General features: G+C 65.5%; 16 protein-coding genes. 11 read left to right on the forward strand and 5 right to left on the reverse strand.

Going from position 1 to position 19,777, the window contains the following annotated elements:
- On the reverse strand, positions 1–2,674 hold a 2,674-nt coding region (locus tag GXY47_15205; GenBank protein ID NLV32488.1), incomplete at its 3' end, for a TonB-dependent receptor.
- 461 nt (positions 2,675–3,135) lie between these two features.
- Here GXY47_15205 and GXY47_15210 point away from each other — a divergent pair.
- The gene (locus tag GXY47_15210; GenBank protein NLV32489.1) at positions 3,136–5,505 is read left to right on the forward strand and encodes a tetratricopeptide repeat protein; all 2,370 of its coding nucleotides are present in this window, start codon (positions 3,136–3,138) and stop codon (positions 5,503–5,505) included.
- Between the two features lie 16 nt (positions 5,506–5,521).
- On the opposite strand, the gene GXY47_15215 is transcribed toward GXY47_15210, so the two are convergent.
- Genes GXY47_15215 through GXY47_15230 form a run of 4 tightly spaced genes read right to left on the reverse strand, consistent with a single transcriptional unit; the run spans position 5,522 to position 8,863 of the window.
- Complete coding sequence (locus GXY47_15215; protein ID NLV32490.1) at positions 5,522–5,746, reverse strand: hypothetical protein; 225 nt, start codon at positions 5,744–5,746, stop codon at positions 5,522–5,524.
- Between the two features lie 10 nt (positions 5,747–5,756).
- On the reverse strand, positions 5,757–6,164 hold the full coding sequence (locus GXY47_15220; GenBank protein ID NLV32491.1) for a hypothetical protein: 408 nt from the start codon (positions 6,162–6,164) through the stop codon (positions 5,757–5,759).
- Positions 6,165–6,176: 12 nt separating this feature from the next.
- The gene (locus GXY47_15225) at positions 6,177–8,003 is read right to left on the reverse strand and encodes a carbamoyltransferase (protein NLV32492.1); all 1,827 of its coding nucleotides are present in this window, start codon (positions 8,001–8,003) and stop codon (positions 6,177–6,179) included.
- Positions 8,000–8,863, reverse strand: a complete 864-nt coding sequence (locus GXY47_15230; GenBank protein ID NLV32493.1) for a class I SAM-dependent methyltransferase — start codon at positions 8,861–8,863, stop codon at positions 8,000–8,002. The genes GXY47_15225 and GXY47_15230 overlap by 4 nt, the downstream gene beginning before the upstream one ends.
- A 463-nt stretch (positions 8,864–9,326) precedes the next feature.
- Between GXY47_15230 and GXY47_15235 the strand changes: the two genes are divergently transcribed.
- From GXY47_15235 to GXY47_15280, 10 genes are all read left to right on the forward strand, one after another.
- Positions 9,327–10,253 carry a hypothetical protein gene (locus GXY47_15235; GenBank protein NLV32494.1) on the forward strand — a complete coding sequence of 309 codons (927 nt, stop codon included), beginning with the start codon at positions 9,327–9,329 and terminating at the stop codon, positions 10,251–10,253.
- Between the two features lie 219 nt (positions 10,254–10,472).
- Positions 10,473–11,432, forward strand: a complete 960-nt coding sequence (locus GXY47_15240) for a tetratricopeptide repeat protein (GenBank protein NLV32495.1) — start codon at positions 10,473–10,475, stop codon at positions 11,430–11,432.
- A 217-nt stretch (positions 11,433–11,649) separates the two neighbouring features.
- Entirely contained in the window at positions 11,650–12,426 is a 777-nt protein-coding gene (locus GXY47_15245) for a hypothetical protein (protein ID NLV32496.1), read from the forward strand.
- 356 nt (positions 12,427–12,782) lie between these two features.
- Positions 12,783–13,889, forward strand: a complete 1,107-nt coding sequence (locus GXY47_15250) for a response regulator (protein NLV32497.1) — start codon at positions 12,783–12,785, stop codon at positions 13,887–13,889.
- On the forward strand, positions 13,877–15,796 hold the full coding sequence (locus GXY47_15255; protein ID NLV32498.1) for a 4Fe-4S dicluster domain-containing protein: 1,920 nt from the start codon (positions 13,877–13,879) through the stop codon (positions 15,794–15,796). The genes GXY47_15250 and GXY47_15255 overlap by 13 nt, the downstream gene beginning before the upstream one ends.
- A gap of 12 nt (positions 15,797–15,808) precedes the next feature.
- Positions 15,809–16,348: a 2Fe-2S iron-sulfur cluster binding domain-containing protein gene (locus GXY47_15260; protein ID NLV32499.1), complete on the forward strand. Its 540-nt coding sequence runs from the start codon at positions 15,809–15,811 to the stop codon at positions 16,346–16,348.
- Positions 16,348–17,172 (forward strand): methyltransferase domain-containing protein, encoded by an 825-nt coding sequence (locus GXY47_15265; protein ID NLV32500.1) that lies wholly within the window; start codon positions 16,348–16,350, stop codon positions 17,170–17,172. Before GXY47_15260 ends, GXY47_15265 begins: the two co-directional genes overlap by 1 nt.
- 8 nt (positions 17,173–17,180) lie before the next feature.
- Positions 17,181–17,975: an SDR family oxidoreductase gene (locus GXY47_15270; protein ID NLV32501.1), complete on the forward strand. Its 795-nt coding sequence runs from the start codon at positions 17,181–17,183 to the stop codon at positions 17,973–17,975.
- Positions 17,976–18,046: 71 nt separating this feature from the next.
- Positions 18,047–18,415 (forward strand): hypothetical protein, encoded by a 369-nt coding sequence (locus GXY47_15275; protein NLV32502.1) that lies wholly within the window; start codon positions 18,047–18,049, stop codon positions 18,413–18,415.
- An 81-nt stretch (positions 18,416–18,496) separates the two neighbouring features.
- Positions 18,497–19,771 carry a hypothetical protein gene (locus GXY47_15280; protein ID NLV32503.1) on the forward strand — a complete coding sequence of 425 codons (1,275 nt, stop codon included), beginning with the start codon at positions 18,497–18,499 and terminating at the stop codon, positions 19,769–19,771.
- Positions 19,772–19,777 lie beyond the last annotated feature (6 nt).

Raw genomic sequence — 19,777 nt, forward strand, 5'->3', positions numbered from 1 at the left:
TCACCGAGTAGCCGCCGCGCAGCGTCGTCTTCCCTTTTCCGAACCAGGGGAGCTGCCACGCGAAGCCGACGTGAGGGGCGAAGTTGTTCTGGTCCTTGTTCCACGGGCTGATGTCCGGGTTCGGGGAATTCGGGCCCACGAACTGGTAGGCCGTCAGGTCGCCCTCCTGCTGCGCAGCCGGGTCGGCCGGCATCCAGGTGCTGAAGTCGCCGCCGGAGATGCCCCACAGGCTGGAACTGCCGCCCGCGAGTGCCGCCGTCATTCCGCTGTTTTCCCACGGAATCCCGTAGTACTCGTAGCGGAAACCCAGGTTCAGGGTCAGGCTGTTGTTGACCTTCCAGTCGTCCTTGAAGAAGAAGCTGAACTCCCGGTTGCGCAGATCCACAATCTGGTTCAGTTCCCCCTGGCTCGGGTCGTTCCACGTCAGATCCTCAGCCGAGTTGGCGTAGAAGTACTGGCGGATGTTGCCCACCGAGCCGGCGAAATAGGTCAGCAGGGCGTAGGCGTTGGGATAGCTCCCGGTAACGGAAGAATCGTCCAATCCGGCCATGCCTTCCCAGGAGCCTTCCGCTAGGCTGGAAAAGGTTCCGGGCTCATAGGCCGAGGTGTTGATCGTGCCACCCCTGACCGAGGGGAAGGTATTGGCGGAATTGACAAAACCGCCGGCGCCGTTGTTTTCCTGCCACGACTTCGCCTGGCGGTACTCGAACCCGCCCTTCAGGGAGTGGGCCCCCCGCATCCAGGTGAGGGTGTCGGAGAACGACCAGCGCGGGTCCACGCCGCCCCAGGTGGTGGGGAGGTTGCCGCGGCTGCCGTACGGATGGCTCGAGCTGGACTGGAAGAACCAGTTCATCGTATCCGTGGCGAACTCCATCGAGCCGCTGCCGGCGCCGATGACGAGCGGGTATCCCGTGTAGTTCGGGAAGTTCTCCGCCGTGGTCGGCATGAGGTAATCGAGGATCTCCCTCATCTTGTCGCCGTTCTTCGGATTGGTCAGAGCCTCGCGCGTGTGGGTGCGCGTGCGCGAGAGCCCGAAGCGGAACTCGTTGAGGAGCGTCGGCCGCAGGGTCGACGTCAGCGAGATGGTGAAGCTCTGCGGGTTGCGGTCCACGGCGCCGCCGTAGCCGTTCGGCCAGGTCGCATAGGCGTCCTCGCCGTAGTCGCTTTCGTAGGTGTACGTCCCGCTCGCGCGGTGCGCGTTGTTGATGTTGTGGTCGATCTTCATCGTGATCGACTTGCGCTCGTTGTCCTCGCCCGAGCCGAACACCGTGTCGCTGCCGTGCAGCACGCGCGTCCACTTGTGCGAGGCCACGTTGAAGCCGTCGCCGGTGTCGAACGCGTTCGCCCGCGGCATCATGTCCGTGAAGCGCTCGATGTAGCCGCTCGCGTCGTACCCGTTGCGGTACTGGTCCCACGCCGTGTCGGGCACAACGCCGGTGTTGGTCGCGGAGAAGTTGAACTGCGAGCAGTTGAGCGGATCGGCCGCGATCTGCGCCCGCGCCTCGTTCGTCAGCTGCCCGAACACGCTCTCGTACCTCAGCTCGGAGGTGACCGTCTCATCCTTCAGGTCCCCCCCCGTGTAGGTGTAGTCGTAGATGGGGGTGCCGTCGGCGTTGACCACGTTGCGCGTGGGCGTCGTCCCGTATTCCTGGACGAACAGCTCCGGGTTGTTGGCGGTGTTCACCCAGCCATCCAGGTAGCGGAAGATCCCCTTGCGCGCGCAGTCGGTCAGCACGCGCGGGTTCGCAACCGCCTTGGAGCGGACGATCTGCTGGTCCCAGGTCGCGAAGAAGAAGGTCCTGTTCTTGATGATCGGGCCGCTGGCGCTGAGGGTGTAATTGTTGAGGTTGCGCCAGTCGGTCGATTCGCCGTTACGCTTCTTGTACCACTCCACGGCGTCCAGGGCGGTGTTCTGGATGTTCCAGACCCCCGACCCGTGAAACGCGTTGGCGCCCGACTTGGTCAGGATCTGCACCTGTCCCGCGCCGCGCCCCATCTCCGCGTCCACCGGGGAGAGCACCATCTTGAACTCGCCCACCATTTCCTGGTTGATGCGGATGGGCGACACGATGCCGGAATTGTAGCGGACTTCATTCACCGTGATCCCGTCACGCTGAATGTTGATGTTCCCGGCGGCTACGCCGGCGAACGTCTGGGTGTTGTTCTGAAAGATGGGGTCTTCGGCCTTGACCACGCCGCCCATCACGTTGATGAGGTCCATCACGTCATTCGAGGCCAGAGGCAGCTCGGTGACCGATTCCTGCTGGAGCACGGTCCCGGTGGAGGACCCCGATTCCAGCATCAAGTTCTCGGCGCTGGTGAAGACCTCGACTTCCGTCTCCACCCCCGCCACTACCAATTCGAAGTTCAACCGGACCTGTGAACCCAGTCCCAGTTTGACATCCGTCTTGTTGGCTGTCTGAAAACCGTTCATTTCCGCAACCACCTGGTAAACACCAGGCTGTAGGCTGGGGAAATTGTAGATGCCCGCGTTGTTGGCCACCGTCTTCGATACCACGCCGGTCTGGGTGTTGGTTGCCGTGATATTGGCACCCGGTAGCACCGCCTGCGAGGTGTCCATGACCGTCCCGCCGATGGTGCTGGCGGATTGTCCGAACGCCTGCGCGACCAGCAGCAGGGGCAGCAGCGCAATCGCGAGGATCGCTTTCCTCATGCTGTTTCTACTGGAGATTCGTAGTGTCACTTCGTAAAACAACTCCTTAGACTTGCACTCCGGCCAGGGCAGGAGGTGGGTTAGCAAAACAATGCTCTTGCGGCCCTTCTTCCCCAAAAGCATTTTCCGTGCAGAAAAAACTCTTCATGCAGAAAAACTTTTCAAGCAGAAAAACCTTTCAAGCAGAAAAAGCTTTTAAAGCAGCAACCAACCTTTTTAAAAAGTCAGTCGGCCTATCCTATCCCGGATTTCAGGGGTGTCAAGAAAATTATGTGCCCGTCGCTGAAACCGTCTTTCATGAATCCGCCGCGGCGGCCGCGCCGCAAACCGATTCAATACTATTAATTAACTCGTACCATCCCGGGCGCCATCGCTTCGCCGACTCCGGATTCCACCCCCTCCTCCAACCCCGATGCCTATCCCATTGTAATATCTATCGACTAATTCACCAGGAGGAGCGCATGCCGAGCCGTCATTCCCGGGGTACTCGACGGGCCTCGCCACCGGGCCCGCCGGGGGCGGCCGGGGCCCGTCTGCGGTATCCCCGCACCCTGGCCGCGGCGGCCGGGATCCTGATGTCGGCCCTCCTCCTGCTCCTGTTGGAGGGGGGGCTGCGCCTGGGCGGCTTCGGGCATCCCGCGGGATTCTATATCCCTTCCCCCGGTCCCGCCGCCTGGGAGACCAACCCCCGCTTCGGTTGGCGCTTCTTCCCCCCTTCCCTGGCCCGGAGCCCGGTGCCGGGCTACCTCGATGAAAAGCCCCCGGGAACCCTCCGGATTTTCCTGCTCGGCGAATCGGCCGCCCAGGGGGTCCCGAACCCCGAATTCGGCTTCGGGCGCCTGTTGCGCCTGATGCTGGCCCGCCGCCACCCGGGGCGGGCGTTCGAGGTCGTCAACACGGCCATGACCGCGATCAACTCCCACGCGGTGCGCGAAATCGCCCGCGACTGCGCCTCCCTTGCCCCCGACGCCTTCCTCGTCTATATGGGAAACAACGAAATCGTGGGCCCCTACGGGCCGGGAACCGTGTTCCAGGGGTGGAGCCCCAGCCTCCCCCTGATCCGGGCCAACCTGGGGGTGAAATCGACCCGGACCGGGCAGCTGCTGGGCCGGCTGCCCGAACTGCTGCGCCCCGATCGGGCTCCTTCCCGCTGGCAGGGGATGGAGATGTTCCTCGGCAACCGGGTGGCGGCCGATGACCCCCGGTTGCCGAAGGTTTACGACAACTTCCGCCGCAACCTGGAGGACATCATCCGCGCCGGGCGAGGATCGGGGGCGGCCGTCATCGTCTCCACCGTCGCTGTCAACCTGCGCGACTGCGCCCCGTTCGCCTCGGAGCACGGCCGGGATCTCCCCGCCGCCGCCCTGGCCCGGTGGGAAGAGGCCTTCCGCCGGGGGAAGGGCCTGGAAGCCCGGGGCCGCCCGGAGGAGGCGCTCGAGGCCTACGAAGCGGCGGCCCGGATCGACGCTCAGCACGCGGAACTGCAGTTTCGCATCGCCCGCCGCCGGATGGAGAGCGGGGAAACCGGAAAGGCGCGGGAGCATTTCGGCAGGGCGCGCGACCTGGACACCCTGCGCTTCCGCGCCGACGGCGCGATCAACGAAATCCTGCGCGATGCGGTCGCATCCCCGGAATATTCCGGGGTCTACGGAGTCGATGCCGAACTCGCCTTCTCCGAGGCGGGCGGACCCGCCGGCGGCGTCCCGGGGGCGGACCTGTTCTACGAGCATGTCCATTTGAATTTCGAGGGCAATTACCTCCTGGCCCGCCTCTTCCTCGACCGGCTGGAGCGCGCCCTCCCCGGGCTCGGGGCCCGCGGGGATTCCATCCCGGTTCCCGGTCCGGAGGAGTGCGCCCGGCTGCTGGCGCTGACGCCCTGGGACCGGGCCCAGGCCGCCGCCACGATGGTGGGCGCCATGTCCCGCCCCCCGTTCACCTATCAGGCGGACAACGACTCCCGGGTCGCCGCCCTCCGCGAGGAGCAGCGCCGCCTGGTCGAACGGGCGAAGGAGCCCGGGGCTTTCGAAGAGGCGCGCGCGACCTACGAGGCCGCGCTCGAGTTTTCCCCGGAAGACCCGGTCCTCTACCGCCGCTTCGGCCGGTTCCTCCTGGATGCGGGGGAGCCGGAAGCCGCCATCGGCCATTTCACCGCCGCGCTGGAACGGTATCCCGGCGAGCCGTCGCTCTACGCCGATTTCGGGGATGCCGAGCAGAAGAGGGGGCGCGCCGAAGCCGCCGAAGCCCGTTACCGCCGGGCCCTGGAGATGGACCCCGACCTCGGGCGCGCCCGCTCGGGCCTGGCTCTCTCCCTGGCCACCACCGGGAGGATCGAGGAGGCGATCGCCGAGTACCGCGCGGTACTGCAGTCCGATCCCGGGTTCACCACCGCGCGCGTCAACTTCGCGGGGCTGCTGGCCCGCCTGGGACGCCTCGACGAGGCGATCGCCGAGTACCGGAAGGCGGCCGAGGCCGATCCCGGCGGCTCGCTGGCCCGCTACGGACTCGGGATGGCGCTGGCCAATCGCGGGCTGATCCCGGAGGCGATCGCGGCCTACCGGGAAGCGGCCCGGATCGACCCCTCCTTTTCGGCCGCCCACGTCAACCTGGGGAACCTCCTGGCGGGGAGCGGGCAACCCGGGGAGGCCCTGGCCCATTTCCGGAGGGCCCTGGAGATCGATGCGCGGGATCCGCTGGCCCTCTACGGCGCCGCCAGGGCGCTCGCGGCGCTGGGTCGCGGCGCGGAAGCCGCCGCCAGCCTCCGCCGCGCCCTGGAGATCCGGCCCGATTTCGCGGAAGCCCGCCGGGCGCTGCAGTCCCTGGCCGGCGACTAGAGCCGCCGCCCGGAGCTCAGAAAAGGGTGTAGATGAAGGGGGCCGCCCCGGTGCCGCCGAGGAAGGCGATCAGCGTGAGCGCCAGCAGCACGATGATGATGGGCGTGAGCCACCATTTCTTGCTGTGAAGCAGGAACAGGAAGAGTTCCTTAACCACCCCTCCCGGTTTCCGTTCCGCCTGCCTCCTGAAAGCGTCCGCGCGCTCCCCGCGCCCTCCGGGATAGGATTCTTTCCGTTTCATCGCCGCCCCCTCAATATTGATGGAAGTACCGGGCCGGGTCGTGTTCCGGCTCCCGGGGCTCCCAGTAGCTGGTCGCCGAAGACTCCAGCCGCCGCTTCATCGGGTCATGCCCCGCCAGGCGCAGAATCAGCCCCACCGGCGTGACGACGCCGTAGTAGGCCGCCGCCAGCGTCAGAAACGACACCGCCGCCCCGACGGGACGGGTGACGGCCGAGGTGAGGATGTAGGCCTTCAGCAGGACCTTCCGCCACAGGCAGCCGGCGGCCGGGACCAGAACGGCGACGGTGAGCAGCGCCGCGGCCGGGACCGAAACGCCCCCGGTGACCGCAGCCCGGGCGCCCCAGAAACCGAAGCAGAGGAGCCAGCACACCCCGAAAACCGCCAGCTGCCGCCCCGAGGGATTCTTGTCGATCTGCATCAGGCCACCCCGTCAGTCCGGAGGGAATTCTCCGGCGTAGCTCCCGGCGGGACCCTCCCGCCCTCGCGCCTGCTCCTCCTTGAACAGGACGAAACGCTCCATCACCAGCACGTCCATGTCCGTGGCCATGAAGCACCGGAAGGCTTCCTCGGGGCGGCAGACGATCGGCTCCCCCCGGACGTTGAAGCTGGTGTTGATCATGACGGGACAACCGGTTTTCGCCGCGAACGCCGTGAGCAGCCGGAAGAGGCGCGGGTGCCTTTCGGGGTCGACCGTCTGGATCCGCGCGGAGCCGTCGACGTGGGTCACCGCCGGAATTTCGCTTCGGATCGCCTTCAGTTTCTCCAGTCCGCGGAGCCCTCCCGGCGGCGGTTTCCGTTTGGACTCCGCCACCGGGGCGACCACGAGCATATACGGGCTTTCCTCCCCGGGCCCCCATTGGAAGAACTCCCCCGCCCGGTCGCGGAGCACGATCGGGGCGAAGGGGCGGAAAGATTCCCGGAACTTGATCTTCCGGTTGATGAGCGACTGCATTTCCGGGTCGCGGGCGTCGCCGAGGATGCTTCGCCCCCCCAGCGCCCGCGGACCGAACTCCATTCTCCCCTGGAACCAGCCCACTACCTTCCCGGCCGCGATCAGGTCGGCCACGGCATCGATGAGATCCTTTTCACCATAATAATGATACCGGCACCCGGAGCTCTCGAGAAACCCGCGGATCCGGTCTTCGGAGAACGCCGGGCCCAGGAAGGCCCCCCGCTCGGAATCGTCCGCCCCCGGGATGCGGGGGTTGTCCAGCAGCTGGTGCCAGACGAAGAGCGCCGCCCCCAGCGCCCCGCCGGCGTCGCCGGCGGCAGGCTGGATCCAGACCCTTTCGAACGGGCCCTCGCGCACGATCCTCCCGTTCCCCACGCAGTTGAGCGCCACCCCCCCCGCCAGGCAGAGATTTTTCATCCCGGTCAGCCGGTGCAGGTGGCGGGCCGAGCGGAGCATCACCTCCTCGGTGACCTGTTGAATGGAGGCGGCCAGGTCCATTTCGCGCTGCGTCAGCGCCGCTTCCGGCCGGCGAGGGGGCCCTTCGAAAAGGCGGTCGAACCGGGGCGACGTCATCACCAAACCCTGGCAGTAGCGGAAATAGGCCATGTCCATGCGAAAGGAGCCGTCCGGCTTCAGGTCGAGCAGGTGACGCAGGATCCGGTCGGCATAGACCGGTTCCCCGTAGGGGGCCAGCCCCATCAGCTTGTATTCCCCGGAGTTGACCCTGAATCCGCAAAAGTAGGTGAAGGCCGAGTAGAGCAGGCCCAGGGAATGAGGGAAACGCAGCTCCGAAAAAAGCTCGATCCGGTTGGCTCGGCCGCGGCCGAGGCTTGCCGTCGCCCATTCCCCCACCCCGTCCAGCGTCAGGAGGGCGGCCTCCTCGAACGGTGAGGGGAAAAAGGCGCTGGCCGCGTGCGCTTCGTGATGCTGGGCGAAGACGCACCTGCGCCGGTATCCCCCCCCCAGGCCCTTGCGGATTTCGCGGGGCAGGTGGAGTTTCCGGGCCAGCCACAGCGGCATGGCGCGGCGGAAGGAGCCGAAACCGGCCGGAGCGAAGGCCAGGTAGGTCTCCAGGAGCCTCTCGAATTTCAGGAGCGGTTTGTCGTAAAAGGCGACGTAGTCCAGTCCCCCCGCACCCAGTCCGGCCTCCCGGAGGCAGTAATCGACCGCGTGGACCGGAAAGCCGTCGTCGTGCTTGACGCGCGTGAACCGCTCCTCCTGGGCCGCGGCCACGATCCGTCCATCCACGACCAGCGCCGCCGCCGAATCGTGATAAAACGCCGAAATCCCCAGAATCGCGGTCATTCCCCGGGGCCCTCCTCCGCGCGCAGGATGATTTCAAAATCCAGCCCGAAGGCGCGCAACCCGGGAAGCCGCTTCAGGCGCGCCTGCCTGAAGCGGTAGGCGTCGTACCCGGGGAGGCGTCCGGGAGCGGCCGGAAGGCGGATCTCGGGCGTCGCGGGGGAAGGCGCCTGCGGCCGGTAGGGGTTCTTCCACCCGGGCTTCCGGGGATAGAGGCCCAGGGCCCGCAGGCCGCGCCGGATGCCGTAGGTGTGCGTCTCGACAACGGCGAATCCGCAGGCGCGGAACAGGACCCGGAGGGCGTCCCTGGAGAAAAAGAAGAGATGCCCGTCCTTGCTCCGGGGGGGAAGGCCCTCCCTGCAGTGGTACCTGACGAGACCGGCGCTGTCCACCGGGCCGTTGGGGACCGAGAGGTACAGGGTTCCCCCCGGCTTCAGGATCCGCCGGCATTCCCCCAGCAGGCCCCGGGGATCGCGCACGTGCTCCAGGACGTTGCTGACGTGCACGTAATCGAAGAAACGATCGGGATAGCCGAGGTCCGCAAGCTCCCCGCAGCGGACGTCGAGCCCCAGCCGGTCCCGGGCAAAAGCGGCGGCTTCCGGGCTGATCTCCGAACCGAACGCCCGCCATCTCCGGTCCTCGGCAACCCCGAGAAGGAAAAAACCGAGGCTGCAGCCGACATCCAGAAAACACCCCCCCACTTTCGGGAGCAGAACCCTCCGGAACATCCTCCCTTTCCCCCGCTGCTTGTACCAGTCGCCGCCGTAATAGCGGGGGGCGTAAAACCGGGCAAGCTCCTCCCCGGTCGGGAGCGGGTCCAGCATGCGCGTACCGCACCCGGAGCAGGCTACCAGGGCATACACCGGCTCCGTCCCGGAAAGCACGACCGGGCAGAGGCTTGTGCGCGCCTTCGCGCACCCGCAGACCGGGCATGAAACGGGGGGGGGTACAATCTCCTGGCCTGATTGCGCTTTTTCCATATCCACCGGATCCGGCTGATGTTTGTCCGCCGGCCTGTCCCGCCGGAACCGTCCCGGCCCTCATAGAATGCCACGTATTTCGAAAATGAAGAAGAATATCCTCCGGGACCCGTAACAGGCGGCGCCGCCGCATCGTAGTGCTTAGTTATGCAAAACCGTACCCCGGAACCCGGGACGGATAATATGAACCTTGAAGGCGGCAGACGGCATCCAAACCGGTAGTCGAATCCCGGCCCTTGGTTTGATTCGGCGCCGGGGTCGGCGCCGGGCAGGCGCGGAGGCGACGGGGAACAGGGGGGCTTCCGGGGAGATGCTTATGGATTCAGAACTTATGGGGAGGTTGTCTATGTCGAGGAAGACCGGGTCTTTCCTTTTAGCCGCAGTGCTGTGTCTTTCGGGCTTCGTCTGCCTGTCGGACGAGGTCGCCGCCGATGAAGAGCTCAAACCGGAACAGCTCGTGGCGGCGCATGTCAAATCGATCGGGAGCCCGGACTATCTGGCCAGGGTGCGTTCGCGCTCCTTCGTCGGAACGACCGAGGTGCAGTTCATCCAGGGGATGAGCGGCCTGCTCAAAGGCACCTCGATGTTCGTGTCCCAGGGCCCCCAGGTGGGTATCGTGATGAAGTTCCAGGACATCAATTACCCCGGTGAATATTTCGCCTACGACGGACAGGAGGTCACCGTCGGCCACATGAGCCCCGGCCAGAAATCCCCCATCGCCGAATTCCTCTATCGCTACAACCGGCTGATGAAAGAGGGTTTCATCGGCGGGTCCCTGTCCACCGCCTGGCCGCTGCTGACCATCGATGAACAGAAGGTGGAGATGAAGAGCCGCAAGACCAAGGTGGAGGGGAAGGAGCTCTACGAGCTGGAATACCGGCCCAAGGAAAGTCTCGGCGACCTCAGGATCAAGATCTACTTCGACCCCGAAACCTACCGGCACGTGCGGACCGAGTACCGGATCCGGGTGCGTGACGACATGTCCTTCGGCGGCTCCTCCACCTATGACCCGCTCGCCGACGAGTCGGTGGTCAAGTCCGCGGGCGGGGGGGGGATGGCTATAGGTGAAAGCCGTCCCGACTCCATCTACCTGCTCGTGGAGAAGTTCGACAACTTCAAGAAGGTCGGGAACACCGTCCTCCCCCACAAGTATGTGCTCGATTATTCGCTTGAGGGGAGCGGGCACGCCTTCATCGCCAACTGGACCCTGAACGCCAGCACCTGGGTGGTCAACCAGAAATACGACAGCAAGATCTTCCAGGCGCAGAAATAGTCCCGGTCGGGCCCGGTCCCCCGCGGGCCGCCTTCGGGCCGTCCGCGGGGGACCCCGGCCACAGCTCTCTGAAATGTCCGGTTTGATTGACAATGGCGCCCGGACGGCCATAAAATTGGGGGGCACACGATATTGTGGCCACTTAACCGGTCAGGAGGCAGCATGAGAATTTCTCCAACAAAGGTTCTTGTTTCGAACGCATTAATACTAGGATTGTTGATGCTATTGGCCTTGCCCGCAGCCGCGCAGAGCCGTGCCGTCAAGGGGAAGGTGACCGACGACAAGGGTCAGCCGGTCCAGGACGCCCAGGTCAAGATCGAAGGGGAGGATATTTACCGGGTCTTCACGACCAAAACCAACAAAAAGGGGGAGTATTTCTACCTCCTCGGCCTCCAGTCGGGCCGTTACCGGATCACCGTGCGCAAGGAAGGGTTCCGGCCCGCCTACCGGGAGCATATCCAGCCGGAGATGCGTGAGGAGGTGGAGGTCGACTTCCAGCTCACCCCGGGACCGGACCAGAAACTCCACTTCGAGATGACGGAGGAGGAGAGGGCCGAATACATGAAACGGTACGAGGCCCAGCAGAAGCAGAGGCAGTTCTCGGCGGAGGTCAAGGAACGGTTCGACAAGGGAGTCACGCTCTACGATTCCGGCCAGTACGAGGAGGCCCTGGTCGAATTCAACGCCGCCCTGGAGAAGGATCCCAAACAGCCCGGCATCATCGCCCGGACCGGGGATTGCTACCTGAAACTCGACAGGAAGGATGAAGCCCTGGAGGCCTACAACAAGGCCATCGAACTGAACCCGCAGGACCCCGCCCTGTACACCAACAAGGGCGTCATCCTGGGGCAGATGGGCAAGATGACCGAAGCCCAGGAGATGTTCAAGAAGGCGGCCGAACTGGACCCGATGGCCGCGGGACAGAACTTCTACAACCTCGGCGTCACCATGGTCAATGCGGGGGATTTCGAGAACGCCGTCGGCGCCTTCAAGCAGTCGATCGAGGCCGACCCCTCTTTTGCCGAATCGTACTACCAGCTGGGGATGAGCCTTTCGGCCAAGCCGGATACCATTCCGGAAGCGATAGCGGCCCTCAAGAAATACCTCGAGCTCGGGCAGAAGCCCGAACAGGTGGAGGTAGCCAAACAGATCATCAGCGCTCTGGAAGCGGCACAGTGATCTCCCGGGGGACGGTTCGCACCCCTTTTGCCCGGCTTCTTTGAACACACCCTCCCGCCGGAGGGCGGCCGTCCGACCGCCCTCCGGCCTACCTTTCCCCTTCGGCTCTCTTTGAAACCCTTAGTATCCCGGAGGAAACGCGGATTTTTCACTTGTGCCGCCGAAGCCGAAGGACCTATAACATCCCTATCCAACGAACCTCGATAAGGAGTTGAAAATGCAATTGTCAAGAAGTAGGAATCCGGTCCGGCGGACTCTCACCGGCTGGAGCGGCGTTTTGGCGCTGCTGCTTCCCGCTCTCCTGCTGATGGCGGTCTTCGCCGAGGCAAAAGACGAGTTCTGGGACAAGAAACCGTACGACGAATGGTCCCAGAAGGAGTGCCAGAAGCTGCTCACCAACTCCCCCTGGGCGAAGGAATACGAGATCACCGGGACCCAGATGATCGGCAGTCTCGGGGGAAGGGATGCCACGGACAACCAGCCTCCCTACATCAAATACCAGGTGCAGATCCGCACCGCCCCCCCGATCCGCCAGGCCATGGTCCGCATGATGCAGATCGCGCAGAATTACGACCAGTTGCCGGACGAGCAGAAAAAGCAGTTCGACCAGCAGACCCAGGGATTCCTGGCGGCGGACACCTCCGAAATGATCATCGTCCACATGTCCTACAGCACGAACTTCCCCCAGAATTACCGGGACCTCGCCCAGCACTGGCAGTCCCAGACGGCCGAGCTGCTGAAGAATTCGGTGTACCTGAGCGGAAACAAGAGCGACAAGGTCGCGATCGCCCAGTACATCCCGGGGCAGGAGGGCCAGAGCGAATTCCAGTTCATTTTCCCGCGCAAGGTTGACGGGAAGGATATCGTGGGCGACCAGGATAAGAACCTCCGCCTTGAATTCGCCTACCCCGTCGTCGGCCGCATCGGAGACGGCAGGGGGTTCCTCGAATTCAAGCTCGACAAGATGATGTTCAACGGAAACATCGTGTACTGATATCACCGCACCGGGGAAGCGGGAGCGGGGCCTTCCCGCTTCCCTTCCCTTCCCTTCCTTCTCCCCCTCCACCCTACCCGCACTGGCACAAAAAGTGCCACTCCCTCTCCTGCCCCGCTTCCTTCCGGATCGGCGAAAACAGGGCATCCGGGACATAAACTACTTATTAATGGATATTTATAGGAATACCCCCTCTCCACCGCAGCCCTGACGGGAATTAGGTGGTTATGGAATGAAAAAGGGTGTGGTAGTGTATCTCCATGTGGACAGGGAGATGCGCGCAACCCTCCCGGCCTCGACGGTTGCGCCCTCACCGACCGAATGGAAACGCATTTCGTCACTCACAGAGGTTACCTATGAACACCAGAAAACCGGTGGCCGGCGAGCAACCGGCCGAAGGGCCGCTCGATGTGCTGATCATGGATGGCGAGGAGGCCTTCGCGGCCGCCTGCCGCCGCACCCTCGAGGAAGCGGGATTCCGCGTGGCCGTCTCCGGCACCGCAGGACAGGGGCTGGCCCTGGCCGGGACGCGTCATCCGGGAGTGGTTCTCCTCGACCTGCAGCTGCCCGACATGCAGGGGGCGGAAGCGCTGGGAGCCCTGTCCCGGCAAGCCCCGGCGGCCGTTCCCGTAGTGGCCTCGGCCCACGGCACCGTCGACGCCGCGGTCGAATCGATGAAGCTCGGGGCGTTCGATTTCCTCACCAGGCCGGTCGCCCCGGAGAAGCTCGTGGAAACGGTGCGCCGCGGCCTGAACCTGAGCGTGTTGAGGAAGGAGGCCGCCGCGGGCGCCGCGGGCGCTCCGCCGCCGGACAAGTACGACCTGCTGCTTCAGGGGCTGGACATGCTGGGGGAGGCCTACTCCCTGGGCCTCGAAAAGCGGCAGCTGCTCGACGAGCTGACCTGGCTCGAAAACGAGGCGAAATACCACGCCGAAAGCCTCGGGCAGATCAAGAAGAAGGAACGGGTGATCCTCGACATCCGCAACGACCTCGTGGAGGCGGACGCCATCATGCGGAGGTACGATTTCCGCAAAAACGCCCTGATCCAGGTGCTGCTGGACGTCCAGGAAAAGTTCCGCTGGCTTCCGCGCCACGTCCTGAACTGGATCAGCGGCAGGCTCAACATTTCCCTCCGCGAAATCTACACGATCGCCCGCTTCTATGAGGCCTTCAGCCTGGAGCCGCGCGGCCGCCATATCGTGCAGGTCTGCACCGGGACCGCCTGCCACGTGCGCGGAGCCTCGGAACTGCTCACGCGCATATCGGCCACCCTGGGGGTCAAGCCGGGCGAAACCGACGCCAGACAGGCGTTCACGCTCGAAACGGTCCACTGCATCGGGTGCTGCGCCCTGGCCCCGGTGGTCCAGATCGATTCCCGCTACCACCGGAACCCTTCCAAGGGCCAGTTCGAAAAGATCATCAAATCCCTGGAAAAAGAGGAGGTCGACCCATGCCCCGCATAGAAACCCCTGACGATCTTGCCCGACTGAGGGATCAGGCCGTCGCCCGGCGCCATTCCAGGGAGACCTGGGTCGCCGTCTGCGCGGGAACCGGCTGCCGCGCCTACGGGGCCGAAGACCTGGCGGAGTCGCTGGAAACAGAGGTCGAAAAGCGCGGGCTCGGGAAGAAGATCGGGGTCCGCAAGACCGGCTGCCACGGCTTCTGCGAACGCGGCCCCCTGGTCGTCGTCCAGCCTTCGGACGTCTGCTATCTCGGGGCCCAGCCCAAAAACGTCCCCGCCATCGTCGACAAACTCGAAGGGAAGGACGCCGCAGTCGACAAACTCCTCTACGTGGACGGGGAGAACGGGAAGCCCCTCGCCCGCCTGGACGAAATCCCGTTCTACAAGCACCAGCAGCGGGTGGTCCTGGGCGACAACGTGCACATCGACGCCTCCGACATCCTCGACTACATCGCCGTCGGGGGATACGCCGCCCTGGCCAAGGCGCTTTCGGGCATGACGCCCGAAGAGGTGCTCCTCGAGGTGAAGGAAGCGAAGCTGCGCGGGCGCGGGGGCGGCGGTTTTCCGGCCGGCCGGAAATGGGAGACCACCCGCAAGGCCCCCGGGGAACCCAAGTACGTCATCGTCAACGCCGACGAGGGGGACCCCGGCGCCTACATGGACCGCAGCATCCTCGAGGGGAACCCCCACGGCGTGCTCGAGGGGCTGATCCTCGGGGCCTACGCCATCGGCGCGGGCGAGGGCTTCATCTACGTCCGCCAGGAATACCCCCTGGCCCGGGAGCACGCCCAGAAGGCCCTGGACCAGGCCCGGGAGTACGGCCTGCTCGGGGAAAACATCCTCGGCTCCGGGTTCAGTTTCGACGTGAAGATCCACCGCGGCGCCGGCGCGTTCGTCTCCGGGGAATCGAGCGCCCTGATGAGCGCCATCGAAGGGCACGTGGGGGAACCGCGGCCCAAGTACATCCACACCTCCGAGAAGGGGGTGTGGGGCAAGCCCTCCTGCCTGAACAACGTCGAGACCTGGGCCAACGTCCCCCACATCATCAACAGGGGGGCGGAGTGGTTCACGGGCATGGGGACGGAGGGGAGCAAGGGGACCAAGATCTTCTCCCTGGTCGGGAAGGTCAACAACACGGGGCTGGTCGAGGTCCCCATGGGCATCACCCTGCGCGACATCATCTTCAAGATCGGCGGGGGGATCCCGGGCGGCAAGAAGTTCAAGGCCGTCCAGACGGGCGGCCCATCCGGCGGGGTGATTCCCGAATCGATGCTCGACCTGCCGGTCGATTTCGACGAACTCACCCGGGTCGGGTCGATGATGGGGTCGGGCGGCATGATCGTCATGGACGAAAACACCTGCATGGTCGACACCGCCCGGTACTACATGAGCTTCCTCGCGCACGAGTCGTGCGGGAAGTGCGTCCCCTGCCGGGAGGGGACGCGCCAGATGCTGCGCATCCTCGACCGCATCGTCGCCGGAGAGGGGAAGGAAGAGGATCTCGCCGTCCTGGAGGAGCTCGGGGATTTCATGGAGGACGCCTCGCTCTGCGCCCTGGGGCAGTCGGCCCCCTTCCCCGTCCTCAGCACGCTGAAATATTTCCGCGCGGAATACGAGGAGCACATCAGGGAAAGACGGTGCCGCTCGGGGGTATGCACCCCCCTGATCGCCTACGACATCGACCAGGCCACCTGCGGCAAATGCGGCGCCTGCCTGCGGGCGTGCCCCGTCGCCGCGGTCGACCAGTCCGCGGACAAGGTCTTCACCATCCTCCAGGAAAAGTGCATCAAATGCGGCGCCTGCTTCACCGCCTGCCCGGAAAAATTCAGCGCCGTCGTCAAGGTGCCGGCATACGCCATTGGGAAACCGCCCGCGGGCAATCCGCCCCCGGAGGGAAAACGAGAGTAGCGAGAGGGCGCCATGAAGAACATAACCCTGGAAATTGACGGTCGCACGGTCGAGGCCGGGGAGGGGACCACCCTCCTCAAGGCGGCCCAATCGGTCGGGATCCGAATCCCCACCCTGTGCAACGACGACAGGCTGGAACCGTACGGCGGATGCCGCATGTGCATGGTGGAGATCGAGACCTCGTGGGGGCGCAAAAGACTGGTGGCCTCCTGCGTCTACCCCGTGGAGGAGGGCCTGCGGGTCCAGACCGACACGGAAAGGATCCGGCGCATCCGCAGGATGATCATCGAGCTCCTCTGGCCCTCCTCCCAGGTGTACGCCGAGGAGTACGGGGTCACCGGGTCCCGGTTCGAGCCCGGCCTGACCGACTGCAGCCTCTGCGGCCTCTGCCTCCGGTACTGTTCGGAAATCAAGGGGGAAAACAGGATCTACTTCGAGGGGCGGGGGATCGAACGCCGCCCGGCCCTCGTCGAGGGGTCGGAGCTCACCTGCCGCGCCTGCGGTGAATGCTTCACCCTCTGCGGCAGCGGCTGGATCGCCTCGAGGTGCTGATGAAAGGAGCCGGCCGCCTGGCCCCGGCGCTGATCCTGCTGGCGTTGCTGGGCCCGTTGACGCCCTGGCCGCCGCGGTCCGGGGCGGCGGCGGAGGAGTACCGGCCCGTCATAGGGCAGAGGGGGAAGGACGTCATCTGGGTGCCGACGCCCGAAAACCTCATCGAGGCGATGCTCGACACCGCCGGGGTGACGCCCGACGACTACGTCATCGACCTGGGATCGGGGGACGGGCGGATCGTCATCGCGGCCGCCCGGCGCGGGGCGCGCGCCCTCGGAATCGAATACAACCCGGACCTGACGGAGCTGTCGAGGCGCAACGCCGAGGCGGCCGGGGTGGCGGATCGGGCCCGCTTCGTGACCGCCGATATCTTCTCGAGCGACCTCGCCCGGGCCACCGTCGTCACCCTCTATCTCCTCCCGGACCTGAACCTCCGGCTGCGCCCCACCCTCCTGGGGCTCGCCCCCGGGACCCGGGTGGTTTCGCACGCCTTCCACATGGGGGAATGGGAGCCCGACGAGACCATCCTCCTCGCGGACCGTGAAGCCTATCTCTGGATCGTCCCCGCCCGGGCGGACGGGGTCTGGACCCTCCACGACGGGGACACGCCCTCCGAGCTTCGCCTCGTCCAGAACTTCCAGAAGATCGAAGGGACTCTGCGCCCCGGACTCCCGATCGCGGGCGGGCGGGTCCGGGGGGACCGGGTCTCCTTCCGCGCCGGCGACGCCTCCTGGGAGGGGCGCATCGAGGGGGATGCGATGGAGGGGACCGTGACCACCGGTGGAGTCCGGCGCACCTGGTCGGCCGCCCGGACCGGACGGTAGGGCCCAACATGAAGGAACATGCCCGGACGGCCATCGTCACCGGCGCTTCCAGCGGCATCGGGGAAGCTTTCGCCCGGCGCCTCCACCGGGAAGGATACCGGCTGGTCCTGGTGGCGCGCCGCGCGGACCGCCTGGAAAAGCTGGCCCGGGAACTGCCGCCCGCCGAAGCCCTGGAGGCCGACCTCTCCCTGGACGGGGGGATCGAACGCGTCGCCCGGCGCATCGGCGCCGAACCCGGGCTCGAACTGCTGGTCAACAACGCCGGGTTCGAGGTGCCGGGCCGGTTCTGGGAAGCGGACCCCGGGGCGCTCGACCGGATGCACCGGCTGCATGTCCTCTGCGTCGAGCGGCTCACCCGGGCCGCCCTGGAAAGGCTGGTGCCGCAAGGGCGGGGGGGCGTCATCAATGTCGCCTCGATGGCCGGCTTCTTCAGCATCCCGGGCGCCGTCGCCTACGGCGCGACCAAGGCCTGGGTCACCCGATTCACCGAGGGCCTCCACCTCGAACTCCGGAGCGCCGGTTCCCCGGTGCGCGTGCAGGCGCTCTGTCCGGGGTTCACCCGCTCGGAATTCCACGCCGCCGCCGGAATGGCCGCCGGCGCCATCCCGCGGCCGCTCTGGATGACGGCGGAGGAGGTGGTCGACGTCTCGCTCCGGGCGCTCGCACGCAACCGCGTCGTCGTGATCCCCGGGTGGAAATACCGCCTGACGGCGGCCCTGGGGCGCGCCCTCCCCCGTTTTTTGACCGACGCGGCCATCCTCGAATACAGCCGCAGAACGAAAACCGATAATTTCCGCCGCTGACACCGGCGCTTTTGCTACAGTAGGCGGGTCACGGGCATCGACCCGCCTCGGAATCGGAAGGAGATCGGGCAATGAAAAAAGGAAAGACCCTGAGGATGGTCCTGGGACTGGCCGCCGCCGCCATGCTGGCCGGCGCCGGGCGCGCCCAGGAACCGAAAATCACCGTGCACAACCCCCTGGGGCAGCCACCCGCGATCGCGCGCGTCCCCATGGCCCCCCGCATCGACAGCCTCGAGGGGAAGACGATCTACATCGTGGACATCGGGTTCACCGACACCCACCAGTTCTTCACCGAGATGCGCGACCTGCTCGCCGTGAAATACCCCAAAACCGAATGGGTGGTCCGTACCAAGATCGGCACCTATTTCGACGACGACCCCGGGCTCTGGGCCGAAATCAAGGAGAAGGGGCACGGCATGATCATGGGGATCGGGCATTGAAGCTCCTGTTCGCCGTCGGTCGTCGGCCACTGCTGGACAGTCGAAAAGCTCGGAATCCCCACCGCCCCGGTCGTCACCCGGGTGTTCGAGGAACTCGTCAAGACCTACACCTTTAAAAAGGGAATGCCCAACCAGCGCTTCACCTTCGTCCCCCACCCGATCACGGGCGTTCCGGCGGCCACCTGCCGCAGGTTCCTCCAGGGGAACGACCCGCTCACGGGCAAACCCGTCCTCGAGGAGATCATCGCCGCCCTCACCCTCCCTCTCAGCGCCGAGGACTCCAAAAAAGGATTCATCGAAAGGCCCACCCCCAGGATGGTGCCCCCCGACACGGAGGAGAACCTGCACCGCCTCTTCCTGGAAAACCAGTGGACCGACGGGCTCCCCATCGTGCTGCCGACCGAGGCCCGCGTGGCCGAGATGCTCAAGGGGACCAGCCACGCCCCTGACGAGCCGGTGGGCAAGATGCAGCCCTCCTCCCCGCACGAAGCCTGGAGCTACGACGTGGAGAGGGTGGCCGTCAACGCCGTGATGGCGGGCGCCCGCCCGGAGCACCTTCCCGTGATCCTGGCCCTGGCCTCCACGGGGGTTCCCTCCCTGTACACCTCCACGACCTCGTTCGCGCGCATGGTGGTGGTCAACGGCCCCATCCGGAACGAACTCAGGATGAACGCGGGGATCGGCGCGCTGGGCCCCTTCAACCAGGCCAACAGCGTCATCGGAAGGGCGTGGACCCTGATGTCGATCAACCTGGCGGCCGCGGGGAAGGCCGGGGAGACCTACATGGGGAGCCAGGGGAACAACTACAACTACAACAACCTGTGCATGCCCGAAAACGAGGAGGAGCTCCCCGACGGGTGGAAACCCTTCCACGTGCAGCTGGGATACAAGCCGGGGGAGAGCGTCGTCAGCACCTTCAACGGGTGGGGCTTCATCCACCCCGACCAGAGCTTCGGCAAGCCGTTCCACACGCAGATCCCGTTCTGGCTCAAGTTCGTCAGCCCCTTCTCCCCCGCCATGCTCTTGCTCGACCCCACCATCATCCACCAGCTCAAGGAGCGCGAAGGGTTCGATTCCAAGGAGCAGCTGATCGAGTGGATCCACAAGAACACGAAGGTGAGCGTCGGGGACTGGCTGGATAATTTCTACAGCGTCCAGAACTTCGTCCACCCCGTGGGGAGGAGGGGGGTGGAGCCCTTCGCATCCTGGCTCAAGCTCCCGCGCGAGGAGATGATCCCGCAGATAGCCAGCCCGGACAACATCCACATCCTGTCGGTGGGAGGGGGGACCAACCTCTTCTGGCAGGCGGGGGACTTCGGCCACGTTTCGAGCGCTTCGGTGGACAAGTGGCGCTGAGACACC

It is taken from the genome of Acidobacteriota bacterium (assembly GCA_012729555.1).
Lineage (GTDB): Bacteria > Acidobacteriota > UBA6911 > UBA6911 > UBA6911 > UBA6911.

Coding starts and splice junctions, on each gene's coding strand:
- GXY47_15270 (NLV32501.1), top strand. CDS start 17,181: ATGAAGGAACATGCCCGGACGGCCATCGTCACCGGCGCTTCCAGCGGC.
- GXY47_15245 (NLV32496.1), top strand. CDS start 11,650: ATGCAATTGTCAAGAAGTAGGAATCCGGTCCGGCGGACTCTCACCGGC.
- GXY47_15210 (NLV32489.1), top strand. CDS start 3,136: ATGCCGAGCCGTCATTCCCGGGGTACTCGACGGGCCTCGCCACCGGGC.
- GXY47_15250 (NLV32497.1), top strand. CDS start 12,783: ATGAACACCAGAAAACCGGTGGCCGGCGAGCAACCGGCCGAAGGGCCG.
- GXY47_15255 (NLV32498.1), top strand. CDS start 13,877: ATGCCCCGCATAGAAACCCCTGACGATCTTGCCCGACTGAGGGATCAG.
- GXY47_15275 (NLV32502.1), top strand. CDS start 18,047: ATGAAAAAAGGAAAGACCCTGAGGATGGTCCTGGGACTGGCCGCCGCC.
- GXY47_15265 (NLV32500.1), top strand. CDS start 16,348: ATGAAAGGAGCCGGCCGCCTGGCCCCGGCGCTGATCCTGCTGGCGTTG.
- GXY47_15235 (NLV32494.1), top strand. CDS start 9,327: ATGTCGAGGAAGACCGGGTCTTTCCTTTTAGCCGCAGTGCTGTGTCTT.
- GXY47_15260 (NLV32499.1), top strand. CDS start 15,809: ATGAAGAACATAACCCTGGAAATTGACGGTCGCACGGTCGAGGCCGGG.
- GXY47_15240 (NLV32495.1), top strand. CDS start 10,473: ATGCTATTGGCCTTGCCCGCAGCCGCGCAGAGCCGTGCCGTCAAGGGG.
- GXY47_15215 (NLV32490.1), bottom strand. CDS start 5,746: ATGAAACGGAAAGAATCCTATCCCGGAGGGCGCGGGGAGCGCGCGGAC.
- GXY47_15220 (NLV32491.1), bottom strand. CDS start 6,164: ATGCAGATCGACAAGAATCCCTCGGGGCGGCAGCTGGCGGTTTTCGGG.
- GXY47_15225 (NLV32492.1), bottom strand. CDS start 8,003: ATGACCGCGATTCTGGGGATTTCGGCGTTTTATCACGATTCGGCGGCG.